Raw genomic sequence first — 12,755 nt, 5'->3', positions numbered from 1 at the left:
GGAAATTAGCGTGTTTACGCTCAATGTGAAATTTTTATGACGAAGCCGCGCGCAGTTTATATACTGACGCTGCCATTCCTAACGTGCTGACGTTCATCATGGTAACAACTAACCCTTTTTCTGCGCTATTTGGTCGTTCGCCATTTCAGCCGCTGCTTGAACACATCGTCAAGACGTCCGAGTGCGCTGACCTGTTAGCAGTGTTCTTCGATGCTGCACTTGCTCATGACTGGAAGAAAGCGGATGAAATCCGTAACGCTATCAGTCAGGGCGAACATGAGGCAGATGAGCTCAAGACACGCCTGCGCATGAATCTGCCTAACAGTATGTTTCTGCCTGTGCCACGCTCCGACCTGCTTGAGCTGATTCGAGTACAGGATGAGATCGCCAATAAGGTCAAGGATATCGCCGGGATCATGTTAGGGCGCTGCATGTCTGTGCCTGAACCCATGGTCACACCAATGCGCGAATACTTGCAGACGGCGATCGCGACGGTGCATCAGGCGCGTAAGGCCCTGTACGATCTTGATGATCTGCTGGAATCAGGATTTGGACGCAACGTGTCTGATCTGCTGATTACTCAGATTCGCGACCTGCATCAGCTTGAGCACAAGGCCGACGATCTTCAGATCGCGGTCAGGCGCCAGCTATTTGCGCTTGAAGCTGATTTGCCGCCTGTCGATGTGATGTTTCTTTATCAAATCATTGACTGGATTGGCGAGCTTTCTGATCGCGCCGAGCGCGTCGGAGCACGCCTGCAAATTCTTATGGCCCGCTGAGTTTAGATCCTGCGGGTTTTTCATGTCCGGACATTAAAACGATTATCTGCCTATGACCATCATCGCGCAGTATAGCGACGTATTCATTATTCTGGCTTGCGCCTTCGGTCTGTTCATGGCCTGGGGGGTAGGTGCCAATGACGTCGCAAACGCCATGGGAACATCAGTTGGCTCCAAAGCCATTACTATTCGCCAGGCGATCATTATCGCCGTCATCTTCGAGTTTCTGGGGGCCTGGTTGGCCGGTGGTGAGGTGACGGCCACCATTCGTAATGGAATTATTGATCCTGAGTTGTTGAAAGAAAGACCTGAATATCTCGTTTACGGCATGTTGGCCTCGCTGTTGGCTGCGGCTATCTGGTTGATGATTGCTTCAAAAAACGGCTGGCCGGTGTCGACGACTCACTCCATCGTGGGGGCGATCGTTGGCTTCGCTGTGGCAGGGCTGGGGCCGGAGTCCGTGCACTGGAGCAAGGTGGGCCAGATTGTATCGAGCTGGCTGATTTCACCGATAACGGCTGGCTTCATCTCGTTTGTGTTGTTCAAGTCGATTCAGCATTTAATCTTCGAAAATAGCGATCCGTTCGCCGCGGCCAAGCGCTACGTGCCGGGTTACATGTTCCTGGTCGGTTTCATCGTTTCGATGGTCACGCTGGTCAAGGGTCTCAGCCACGTTGGGCTTACGCTTTCCTTCCTCGATAGCCTGACGCTGGCTGCGGGTATCGGCGCAGTCATCATGCTGATCGGTATTTTACTTGAGCGGCGTATCGGGCGTGAGCGACGCAATTCTGGCGATAATTTCAGTTTTGCCAGTGTCGAGCGTATCTTTGGCATACTGATGATGTTTACTGCCTGCGCGATGGCCTTCGCGCATGGTTCCAACGATGTCGCCAATGCTGTTGGTCCTCTTGCGGCGGTGGTCAGTGTGGTCAGCAATCAGGGCGTTATCGATGCCTCCGCCGCCATGCCGTGGTGGATTTTAGTGCTGGGCGGTGGCGGGATCGTCATCGGCCTGGTGACCTATGGCCATCGCGTCATTGCCACGGTGGGCACGGGCATCACTGAGCTTACACCGAGCCGTGGTTTTGCAGCGACACTGGCAACGGCTATCACGGTGGTGGTTGCCTCGGGCACAGGGTTGCCGATCTCGACCACGCACACGCTAGTCGGTGCGGTGCTTGGTGTAGGCCTGGCACGTGGCATGCGCGCGCTGAATTTGCGCGTGCTTGGCTCGATCGCGATTTCCTGGTTGGTGACCTTGCCAGCAGGCGCGGGACTATCGATTGTCTTTTTCTTCATGTTCAAAGGCATGTTTGGTTAGAGACAATAAAAGACTGTAGCCATGAGGCGGCACATTTGTGCCGCCTTTTTATTGCCTCGGTGTTTTACCGCCTGCTCTACCGGTTAGTGGCTCTGATATAGTGGTATTTCGATAATCAACAACGTTGGAGCGCTTCTGTTGGACACCTCGTTTCCTTTCGCCGATTGGTTTCGCAATTCTTCGCCGTATATCAATGCACATCGGGGGCGAACCTTTGTCATCCTGATCGAGGGTGAGGCGTTGCGTGAAGAGCGACGAGATGCCCTCATTCAGGACCTGGCGCTGTTGCATACGCTTGGGGTACGCCTGGTGCTGGTGCTGGGGGTGCGCGCTCAGGTGCGCGAGGCCTTTGCCCACATCGGACTTGAGCCCCAACCACATCAAGGGCGTTTCGTCGTAAACCAGGACATGATGGCCATCATCGAGCGTGAGGTTGCCACGTTGCGTCTGGCTATCGAAGCGCGTCTTTCGCTGGGCTTGCCCAATACCCCGCTACATGGTGTAGAGCTCACTGCGGTGAGCGGTAATCTGGTCATGGCGAAACCGCTGGGCGTTCGGGAGGGTGTCGATTTCATTCATGGCGGCGAGGTGCGGCGTATCCGAGCCCCCGCGATCGAGGCGCTGCTGTCGCAAAGAGCGCTGGTTGTGCTGCCACCGCTGGGCTATTCGAGCACCGGTGAGGTATTTGACTTAGACGCCTCTGAAATCGCTCAGCAGACCGCAATTGCCTTGAAAGCGGACAAGCTGATCGTGATCGGTGAGGCGAGGGGGTTAAGTGATGGCGATGGCCGCCTGCAACGCCAGCTGGCACCGACGGAAGCGGAAGAAGTGGCGGTACGCTGCCCGCCTGAAAGTGAACTGGCGCGGCACCTTCTAGCGGCTTGTCAGGCTGCTCGTCACGGTGTGGCGCGAACACACCTTATTTCCTGGCATGATCATGATGCACTGCTCGGCGAGCTGTTTACGCGAGATGGCGTGGGCACGATGATTACGCGAGATCGTTACGAGCAACTGCGCCGCGCGCGGCTTGAAGATATTGCAGGATTGCTTGAGTTGCTGAACCCATTGGAAGAGAAGGGCATTCTTATAGCCCGTTCGCGGGAACGTCTGGAGCATGCCATTGATGATTATATCGTCATCGATCGCGATGGCATGGTGATTGGTTGCGCCGCTCTGCATCCTTTCCCGGAAGCCGGTATGGGAGAGTTGGCATGTGTGGCGGTGCATGGTGCCTACCAGGGCGGGGCGCGCGGTGACATTCTGCTGGCCGAGATCGAGCGCGAGGCCAAACGGCGGGGGTTATCACAGCTGTTTTCGCTGACAACGCATACGGCTCACTGGTTTCTTGAACACGATTTTCGCCTTGGCAATGTGGATGAGCTGCCGGAAAACCGCAAACTTGCGTATAACCACTCGCGCAACTCCAAGGTACTTATCAAGCAGCTCACCTGACCGGCACGTCGGTAGTGTTTTCTATAAAAACCGTGAATTCATTCGCGGTTTTTGTGGTTCTGGACAAGGTGTCGCTTTTTAACGACTCTGCCTGCGGCTAGTGTCGCTTTTTAGCTACTACTTAAACTATTGATTTCAAAAGGTATTGTTCTGCCTATTGGTTTAGGTGTCGCCTTTTCGAGACATATAAGTGGCCATGGTCGTCGTTTAACATACGACCTGATGAGATAAATTTGAACTTGATTAATTATGTTGTTGTTTTGAAAGCATTTTTATCTATATGGCACGGCATTCGCTATATTCATAGCGAGCATGAAGAATGATGTATAAGCCCGCTCATTCTTCGGCAGGTTGACGCAGTCGCACATCCTTCCCTGTGCGATGCGGCTGGTCTTCCTGTCATGTGTCAGCTCCACGCGTTATGCACTCAGGTTGCGATGAGACAGGTATCGCCGTTAAGGCATGGATTGATACCGTACAGGCAAGGATGCCTTGGCATGGACGCCACTCCCCTCGGGGAAGAATTTGGTCCATCACTATGGTGATGGACCTGCCGGACGAAGCTTTGGATGATGTGGATTATCCAAGGGAATCGGAAAACCTGGATGTGAATATTCCGATTCCTGTGGCTTCGAGGGCCTTCGGGCCCGTCGTTCACTTTGAGGCGTGTGGCCAGGCGAATCGTCAAAAAGTGATCACTTGACCCTTCAGTTCCCTGCGTACCTTGGGGCCGGCATTGCCGGCCCTTTTTTATGCCTGTCAAAAAGCCCAAAACCCCATAAATAACAGACGTTATGTATTCAATGTATTAATAGCGTTTTTTTGTGTTGTGATGACGTTATTTCAAGCAACTCTGTTATGCTGTAAAAACCAGCTAAATGACATCCACGCTTTTCTAAACAGAACTCTATCGATGGCTAATCAGGCTTCCCGTCGCTGGCGTCCCCGCTCGCTGCCCCAGTTAATACTGCTGGCCTTCGCTATGGTCATGCTACCCATTGCCGTACTGATCTTTCAGGCCGGACAAGCCCTGTCGGAGCTGTCGGAGCTGTCGGAGCTTGCTGATGTCAGTGCTCGTCAGGCAGTTGATCAAACCAGAAGGGCACGAGAGCTCTCCAATCTCTCGCTCTCCATGGAGCGTAGTGCTCGTCAATATGCCGTGCTCGAAGACAGTGGGCTGATGACGATCTATGCGGAAAAGGCTCAGCAATATGGCGAGTTACTTGACGCTCATGCTCGCCTTCTGGAAGGCGACGCTACGCTAGAATCGCTTCGTCAGCAGCTTAATGCGTTACAAACGCTTCCTCAGACACCAATCGATGAATTCCGTAACCGATTGACGGAATTCACCCAGTTTTCCCAGGATACCGATACGCTGGTAAACGATACGGCACGGCTGATTGATGCCAGAATCGATAACATCCGCGCCCGTGCGCGTGAGGTCAAGGGGCAGCTGTGGCTGCAAACCACCGCGCTTGTGTCACTCAGTTTATTGCTGATCCTGTTTTTTACCTGGTTGATTATTCGGCCGATTCGCCAGCTTGAGCGCCGCATACTGAGTATCGGCAGTGGGGGCGAGCCTGAGGATGCCCAGCACATTAATGGCCCGGCGGAATTGGTCAATCTGGGCGAGCGTCTATCGTGGCTGTCATCTCGTCTGCAGGAGCTTGAAGCGCAGAAGCAGCAGTTCCTGCGCCATATGTCGCATGAACTCAAAACGCCACTGGCCAGTATTCGTGAAGGCGCAGGCCTGCTTGCTGATGGCATCGTCGGTGAGCTGACCCCGCGCCAGCGCGAGATTGTGCTGTTGCTCGATGATAGTAGTCAGGAATTGCAGACACTTATCGAGCAGCTGCTTGATTACAATCTCTTGCAGCAAAATCGCCGTTTAATGCTGACAAAGTTTGATCTTATTACTGTCGTTCAGGAAGTGATTTCCAAGCATCGCCTTGCGCTTGAACAGAAGGGAATGGAAGCGCATTGGCTCAAGAAACCCATTTATTGGCATGCTGACCGAGTGAGAACGGCACGAATTCTCGATAACCTTGTCTCAAATGCCATCGCATATGGTGAGGACGGCGGTAAATTATGGATTCGTGCCCGGGTTCAGGATGAACGTTATCTCGTAGTGGAAGTGGCCAACACCGGCACGCCGATTACCGAAAATGACCGCCCCCGGTTGTTTGAGCCGTTCTATCAGGGCGGCGCCCGGCGCAAGGGGCCACTTAAAGGTTCAGGCATTGGTCTTTCAGTCGCCGCAGAAAGTGCGCTTGCCCAGCAAGGTACCCTGGCGCTGGTCGATGATGAAAATAACGAGGCAGATGTTTGTTTCCGTTTGACCCTGCCTTGGGTAGTAGAAAATGATAATACAGAAAGCGAACGCGTCTCATCGCAGGAACGCACGCCGATAAGGAACTGAACGGTCTTATGAATTACAAGTCATCGCTCATTGGGATGGGGTTAAGTGTGGTGCTGCTGATCAGTGGTTGCCAATCACTTGATACTGCGCCTGTCGTCGAAGAGTCTGCCTCCAACTGTTATTTCAGTGGTGCGCCTGCCCTGGTCGAAGGCGCTTGCCTGCTACCCACGTGGGTTACCTTTGGCCTTCAGGCGCAAAGCGGTGATGAGCAGTGGCGCGAAGAGAAGCTGACGGAATATTCGGGTAACGATACGCGCTCCCAGCTGGTGCGTGCCGTTGTGCTGTCATGGGATACCCCATCGCACTGGAAAGAAGCCTCTGCTATCTATCATGCCGAGATGAACGATGCTCCTCTCATGTTGCAGCCTTTGCTCCGACAGTGGCTTAATGAGCTCGAGGCTCGTCGTGATTTAGCCGACACTCATCAGCGCGGTGACCGTCAGCGTCAGCAGATCAAGGAATTGCAGGAAAAAAATGCACAATTGAGTAAAAAGCTCGAGGCGCTCACCGCAATTGAAGAAAGTATGAACGCGCGTCGCAATAATCCTTGAGGCGGCGCGTCAAAGGAGTTTCGTGTGACGCTCGGCTCTGCCCACCTGTTATTGGTCGATGACGATGCCAGCCTGCTCAAGTTGCTAGGTATGCGTCTTGAAAGCCGTGGTTATCGCGTAACCACGGCGCTAAGCGGGCGTGAAGCGCTCGCCTGTATTGCCAATGAACGCCCTGATCTCGTGTTATCCGACCTGCGCATGGATGAAATGGACGGCATGGCACTGTTCGGTGAAATCCAGAGTTGCCAGCCCGGATTACCCGTCATTATTCTGACCGCACACGGATCGATTTCTGAAGCGGTCAGTGCGACCCGCCAGGGCGTGTTCAGCTTTCTGACCAAGCCAGTCGATAAAGATGAGCTTTTTGCTGCGGTCGATGAAGCACTGATCCAGACCCCCAACACGAATGATGCGGAGGCCACCTGGCGCGCCGATATCATTACGCGCAGCGTGAAAATGGAGCAGGTGCTCGAACAGGCGCGTTTAGTCGCGAGTGCCGATGTCAGCGTATTGGTAACCGGGCCAAGCGGTAGCGGCAAAGAGCTGCTCGCTAATGCCATTCACAAGGCGAGCGTACGCGCCGATCATCCCTTTATTGCGATCAACTGTGGCGCGCTGCCTGAACAATTACTGGAAAGTGAGCTGTTCGGTCACGCCAAGGGCGCCTTTACCGGGGCAGTCAACGCCCATGAAGGCCTGTTCCAGGCCGCCAATGGCGGCACGCTGTTTCTCGATGAGATTGGCGATATGCCGCTGGCGCTGCAGGTCAAACTGCTGCGTGCTTTGCAGGAGCGTCAGGTGCGGCCGCTAGGCAGCACGCGCTCAATTCCTATTGATGTGCGTATCATTTCCGCGACTCATCGCGATCTTGATCTTGCCATGCGTGAGGGCGATTTCCGCGAGGATCTTTACTATCGCCTCAACGTGGTCAATCTGCGTCTGCCCCCCTTAAAAGATCGTGCTGAGGATGTGCCGCTATTGGCCAAGCATCTGCTCGACAAGATTGCGGCGCGTCACAAGCCGTTCATCAAGGGATTCTCGCCTGAGGCGATGGAGCAACTGGCAGCCAGTGCCTGGCCTGGCAACGTGCGGCAACTCGTCAATGTCGTTGAACAGTGCGTGGCGCTCTCCAGTTCACCGATCATTCCTCGCGGGCTGGTCGCGCAAGCGCTGGCTACCGAGGAAAACAAGCTACCCTCATTCAATGAGGCACGATCAAGCTTCGAGCGCAGCTATCTGATCAAGGTATTGAAGATCACCGATGGCAATGTGACTCAGGCTGCCAAGATCGCGGGCCGCAACCGCACCGATTTCTACAAGCTGCTATCACGCCACAACCTCGAACCCGCCATGTTCAAAGACAGCGTTGAGCAATAACCGCTGTCATGATCTGAAGCGTGGTCATCGGCTCATGACGTTTGAACGCGGCGTTTGGCGTGACGGCACTTGTGTGGGTGCCTTACTGTTTCAGACGCCGCTTCACTTCTACCTTGAGCCTGCCTTCCCCAAGCCGCACGCTGAGCTGCTGGCCCGGTGTAGTATCCTGAGCGCGGCGTACTACCTGACGTTCGCTGTTTTCAACAATCGCATAGCCGCGGCCCAACACACCGAGTGGGCTAACGGCGTTGAGTTGACGGGCAATACTTTCCAACCGTTCACGTTGGCTGCGCAACTGCCGCGGCAGGGCGGCATAAAGGCGTGCCTGTAACTCTTCGGCGTGTTCTCTCGCCAGCGTTAGGCGTCGCTCGGGTGTCTGCCGCATCAGCCGCATCTCGACATGCTCAAGGCGGCGGTGTTCAGCGCCAAGGCGCTGGCGCAAGGCGCGCTGCATGCGTTGTTCAAGCTCCCGAGTACGACGACGCTGATCAAGCAGCCGCTCGCCGGGATGACGCAAGCGTGAACGTGTATGGTCAAGACGCTGTTGCTGCTGGTCGAGCAGGTGACGCTGGGCACGGCTTAAACGCTGGGTCAGCGTATCGAGTCGGCTCTGAATGTCGTGTTGATCAGGCACCAGCCGTTCGGCGGCTGCGGAGGGGGTGGGTGCGCGCACGTCAGCGGCAAAATCGGCCAGTGTAAAATCGACTTCGTGACCCACTGCAGACATTACCGGCAAACGGGAATGAAAAATTGCGCGTGCCAGATGTTCGTCGTTGAAACTCCACAAATCCTCAAGGCTACCGCCGCCGCGAGTGATCAGTAGCGCGTCGAAGCGGCCGTCACGGTTAGCCAGCGCAATGGCGCGAATAATCGCGCCACTGGCCTCACTGCCCTGCACCGGCACTGGCAATACGCTGACGTTAATAGCTGGCCAGCGCTCGCCAAGCACGGCGAGTACGTCGCGAATCGCCGCGCCGGTGCCCGAGGTAATGATCCCCAGGTGGCGCGGCGGATAGGGCAGGGCGCGCTCATTGGCAAACACGCCTTCGTCCTGCAGGCGTTGCTTCAATGCTTCCAGCGCGGCGAGCATGGCACCGCGTCCGGCACCTTGTACCGCTTCGACGATCAACTGGTAGTCGCCACGCGGTTCGAATATCGAAATCTTGGCGCGCACGCGGATCAAATCGCCTTCACGCATCGGCGCACCGACAAAACGGGCACGGTTACGAAACAGTGCGCAGCGCACCTGAGCACGGTCATCCTTGAGGGTGAAATAGACGTGCCCTGAAGATGGGCGGGAAAGCCCCGAGATTTCACCTTCTACCCAGAGTTCCCCCAGCTCGCCTTCAAGCAACAGGCGCGCCTGGCGATTAAGTTCAGCAACGCTCAACGTGCGCTCGCTGCCGGCTGCGGGAGTAGACGGTCTACGGCCTGAAAACATGACGCCTCTATGCTGATGACAAGATGATAAAAGGGGCTTTGGCTCGACGCATGCCGCTGCTACATGCCACGGATACATGCTACTGATAATAGTAGGATGCGACGACGCTGCTCTGGCTGAGATTGTGTGTGGACAAGGCAGGGTTTACAATAACGGATTACTTTTCCCCTCCGCACCGATAACTCGCATTGGGCATTTCCGATATGCTACGTATAGCGCAAGAAGCTCTTACGTTCGACGACGTATTACTCGTCCCCGGCTACTCCGACGTTCTGCCAAAAGACGTCAGCCTCAAGTCCCGCCTGACTCGCAACATCAGCCTGAATATTCCGCTCTTGTCTTCTGCGATGGATACCGTGACCGAAGCGCGCCTGGCCATTGCCATGGCACAGGAAGGCGGCATTGGCATCATCCACAAGAACATGACCATTGCCCAGCAGGCGGCGGAGGTTCGCAAGGTCAAGAAGCATGAGAGCGTCATCGTCAAGGACCCGGTAACCGTTAGCCCCAAGGCCAAGCTCAAGGACCTGCTGGCGATGGCCGAAGAATACGGCTATTCCGGCTTCCCGGTAGTGGAAGGCGAGACGCTGATCGGTATCGTGACCGGGCGTGACATGCGCTTCCAGCCCGATATCGGCGACAGCGTCGAGGCGATCATGACCCCGCGCGAGAAGCTGGTCACTGTGCCGGAAGGCACCACGCTTGACGTGATCAAGACCAAGCTGCAGGAAAACCGCATCGAGAAGATTCTGATCGTCGATGATCAGTTCCGCTTGAGTGGGTTGGTCACTGTGCGCGATATCGAAAAGGCGCGTACGTATCCGTTCGCCGCTAAAGACAGCGATGGCCGTCTGCTGGCGGGGGCTGCCGTAGGTACCGGCGCTGAGACGCCTGATCGTATTGCTGCGCTGGCCGAAGCCGGTGTCGATGTGATCGTGGTTGATACCGCACATGGTCATTCCAAGGGCGTGATTGACCGTGTTCGTTGGGTCAAGGAACACTACCCCAACGTTCAGGTCATCGGCGGCAACATCGCTACCGCCGAAGCGGCAAAAGCGCTGGCCGAAGCCGGCGCCGATGCGGTCAAGGTCGGCATCGGCCCCGGTTCGATCTGCACCACGCGTATTGTTGCCGGTGTCGGCGTGCCGCAGATTTCAGCGGTCGCCAACGTCGCTGAGGCGCTCAAGTCGTTCGATATTCCGCTGATCGCCGATGGTGGTATTCGCTTCTCCGGCGATATTTCCAAGGCCATCGTCGCGGGCGCCAACTGTGTGATGATTGGTGGGTTGCTCGCCGGTACCGAAGAAGCACCGGGCGAAGTTGAACTCTACCAGGGCCGCACTTACAAGGCTTACCGCGGCATGGGCTCGATGGGTGCGATGTCACAGAGCCAGGGCTCGGCGGATCGCTACTTCCAGGACAAGGCTGAAGGGGCCGAAAAACTGGTGCCGGAAGGTATCGAAGGCCGTGTGCCCTACAAGGGCATGATGAGCGCCATCGTCCATCAGCTGATGGGTGGGCTGCGCTCATCAATGGGCTACACCGGCTGCCGCGATATCGAAGAGATGCGCACCAAGCCGCAGTTTGTCCAGATTACCGGCGCAGGCTTTGCTGAATCTCACGTTCATGACGTGCAGATCACCAAGGAAGCGCCCAACTATCGCGTTGGTTGATCAGCAACCACGCGGGTTGAGTAGATAGATAGTGCAAGCGAAGCGGGAATCTCTGGATTCCCGCTTCGCGTTTAGATTTTATGAGTGGACGCCTAAGGGGCCATCATGACCGATATCCATTCCCACAAGATTCTTATCCTCGATTTCGGCTCGCAGTATACGCAGCTCATTGCCCGCCGCGTGCGTGAGATCGGCGTCTACTCCGAAGTGCGCGCCTTCGACATCACCGAAGACGAGATCCGCGAGTTCGCCCCCAACGGCATCATCCTCTCCGGCGGTCCTGAGTCCGTGACGGAACTTGGCTCACCGCGTGCGCCGCAAAGCGTGTTCGAACTCGGCCTGCCGGTGTTCGGCATCTGCTACGGCATGCAGACCATGGCGGAACAGCTCGGCGGGCGTACCATCGGCTCCAACGTGCGTGAATTCGGCTACGCCCAGATTCGCATCGATCAGGAAGATCGCCTGCTGAACGGCATCAAGGACCACCTCGATGACGCCGGCAAGCCGCTGCTTGATGTGTGGATGAGCCACGGTGACAAGGTTGGCGAGGTACCCGAAACCTTCACCATCACCGCTTCGACACCCAGCTGCCCGATCGCCGCCATGGCGTGGGAAGAGAAGAACTTCTACGGCGTGCAGTTCCACCCCGAGGTGACCCACTCGCTGCAGGGCCAGCGCATTCTTGAGCGCTTTGTAGTCGAGATCTGCCAGTGCGAACAGCTATGGACCCCGGCGCGCATCATTGAAGATTTGGCCGCCCGCGTGCAGGAGCAGGTCGGTGAGCGCAAGGTGCTGCTCGGCCTCTCTGGCGGGGTCGATTCATCTGTGGTTGCCGCGCTGCTGCACAAGGCGATCGGCGATCAGTTGACCTGCGTATTCGTCGACAACGGCCTGTTGCGCAAGAACGAAGGCGACCAGGTAATGGAAACCTTCGCCAGGCACATGGGCGTCAAGGTGATTCGTGTCGATGCCGAAGAGCAGTTTCTTGGCAAGCTCAAAGGCGTCAGCGACCCGGAAGCCAAGCGCAAGGCGATCGGCAACACCTTCATCGACGTGTTCGACGCTGAAGCCGTCAAGCTCACCGATGTCGACTTCCTCGCCCAGGGCACCATCTACCCCGACGTGATCGAGTCCGCCGCCTCCAAGACCGGCAAGGCGCACGTGATCAAGTCGCATCACAACGTTGGTGGCCTGCCCGAAACGATGAAGATGCAGCTGGTCGAGCCGCTGCGCGAGCTGTTCAAGGACGAGGTGCGCAAGCTTGGCTTGGAGCTCGGCCTGCCGTATGACATGGTCTACCGTCACCCCTTCCCGGGGCCGGGCCTCGGGGTGCGCATCCTCGGCGAAGTGAAGAAGGAGTACGCCGACATTCTGCGCGAAGCCGACGCCATCTTCATCGAAGAGCTGCACAACGCCGACTGGTACCACAAGACCAGCCAGGCGTTCGCCGTGTTCCTGCCGGTCAAGTCGGTCGGTGTAGTAGGGGATGGCCGCCGCTACGAATGGGTCATCGCGCTGCGCGCGGTGGAAACCATCGACTTTATGACTGCCCGCTGGGCGCACCTGCCGTATGAGCTGCTGGAGAAAGTCTCCAACCGCATCATCAACGAGATCAGCGGCGTATCGCGGGTGACGTATGACGTGAGCAGTAAGCCGCCCGCGACGATCGAGTGGGAGTGATAGCCGAGTAGGGTAGGCGAGGACCGTCTAGCCCCACCGCATCAACCGTCTCATACGAAAGC

Annotated in this window: 9 protein-coding genes; 8 read left to right on the top strand and 1 reads right to left on the bottom strand. The window is 56.4% G+C overall.

Annotation, left to right across the window (positions count from 1 at the left end; genetic code table 11):
• The first annotated feature begins 98 nt into the window (after nt 1-98).
• The 6 genes from C3Z11_RS08935 (at nt 99) to glrR (ending at nt 7,899) form a co-directional block, all read left to right on the top strand.
• The gene (locus C3Z11_RS08935) at nt 99-779 is read left to right on the top strand and encodes a TIGR00153 family protein (protein WP_106477563.1); all 681 of its coding nucleotides are present in this window, start codon (nt 99-101) and stop codon (nt 777-779) included.
• A 52-nt stretch (nt 780-831) separates the two neighbouring features.
• Nucleotides 832-2,100: an inorganic phosphate transporter gene (locus C3Z11_RS08930; RefSeq protein WP_106477562.1), complete on the top strand. Its 1,269-nt coding sequence runs from the start codon at nt 832-834 to the stop codon at nt 2,098-2,100.
• A 138-nt stretch (nt 2,101-2,238) separates the two neighbouring features.
• Nucleotides 2,239-3,552, top strand: a complete 1,314-nt coding sequence (argA, locus tag C3Z11_RS08925; protein ID WP_106477561.1) for an amino-acid N-acetyltransferase — start codon at nt 2,239-2,241, stop codon at nt 3,550-3,552.
• Nucleotides 3,553-4,465: 913 nt separating this feature from the next.
• Nucleotides 4,466-5,971 carry a sensor histidine kinase gene (locus C3Z11_RS08920; RefSeq protein WP_106477560.1) on the top strand — a complete coding sequence of 502 codons (1,506 nt, stop codon included), beginning with the start codon at nt 4,466-4,468 and terminating at the stop codon, nt 5,969-5,971.
• 8 nt (nt 5,972-5,979) lie between these two features.
• The gene (locus tag C3Z11_RS08915) at nt 5,980-6,522 is read left to right on the top strand and encodes a hypothetical protein (protein ID WP_106477559.1); all 543 of its coding nucleotides are present in this window, start codon (nt 5,980-5,982) and stop codon (nt 6,520-6,522) included.
• A 24-nt stretch (nt 6,523-6,546) separates the two neighbouring features.
• A complete protein-coding gene (gene glrR, locus C3Z11_RS08910) occupies nt 6,547-7,899 on the top strand; it encodes a two-component system response regulator GlrR (protein WP_106477558.1) in 1,353 nt (450 codons plus the stop codon).
• Between the two features lie 82 nt (nt 7,900-7,981).
• Here the strand turns inward: glrR and xseA are convergent, their stop codons facing one another.
• The gene (xseA, locus tag C3Z11_RS08905; protein WP_106477557.1) at nt 7,982-9,340 is read right to left on the bottom strand and encodes an exodeoxyribonuclease VII large subunit; all 1,359 of its coding nucleotides are present in this window, start codon (nt 9,338-9,340) and stop codon (nt 7,982-7,984) included.
• Between the two features lie 203 nt (nt 9,341-9,543).
• On the opposite strand from xseA, the gene guaB reads away from it, so the two are divergent.
• On the top strand, nt 9,544-11,013 hold the full coding sequence (gene guaB / locus C3Z11_RS08900) for an IMP dehydrogenase (RefSeq protein WP_106477782.1): 1,470 nt from the start codon (nt 9,544-9,546) through the stop codon (nt 11,011-11,013).
• 105 nt (nt 11,014-11,118) lie between these two features.
• Nucleotides 11,119-12,693, top strand: coding sequence for a glutamine-hydrolyzing GMP synthase (guaA, locus tag C3Z11_RS08895; protein ID WP_106477556.1), 1,575 nt, complete (start codon nt 11,119-11,121; stop codon nt 12,691-12,693).
• Nucleotides 12,694-12,755 lie beyond the last annotated feature (62 nt).

It is taken from the genome of Phytohalomonas tamaricis (assembly GCF_003012345.1).
Lineage (GTDB): Bacteria > Pseudomonadota > Gammaproteobacteria > Pseudomonadales > Halomonadaceae > Phytohalomonas > Phytohalomonas tamaricis.
Note: the sequence above shows the minus strand (reverse complement) of the source record. Positions and strands in the feature narration are given on the sequence as shown.

Coding starts and splice junctions, on each gene's coding strand:
- C3Z11_RS08935 (WP_106477563.1), top strand. CDS start 99: ATGGTAACAACTAACCCTTTTTCTGCGCTATTTGGTCGTTCGCCATTT.
- C3Z11_RS08930 (WP_106477562.1), top strand. CDS start 832: ATGACCATCATCGCGCAGTATAGCGACGTATTCATTATTCTGGCTTGC.
- C3Z11_RS08920 (WP_106477560.1), top strand. CDS start 4,466: ATGGCTAATCAGGCTTCCCGTCGCTGGCGTCCCCGCTCGCTGCCCCAG.
- C3Z11_RS08915 (WP_106477559.1), top strand. CDS start 5,980: ATGAATTACAAGTCATCGCTCATTGGGATGGGGTTAAGTGTGGTGCTG.
- xseA (WP_106477557.1), bottom strand. CDS start 9,340: ATGTTTTCAGGCCGTAGACCGTCTACTCCCGCAGCCGGCAGCGAGCGC.
- guaB (WP_106477782.1), top strand. CDS start 9,544: ATGCTACGTATAGCGCAAGAAGCTCTTACGTTCGACGACGTATTACTC.
- guaA (WP_106477556.1), top strand. CDS start 11,119: ATGACCGATATCCATTCCCACAAGATTCTTATCCTCGATTTCGGCTCG.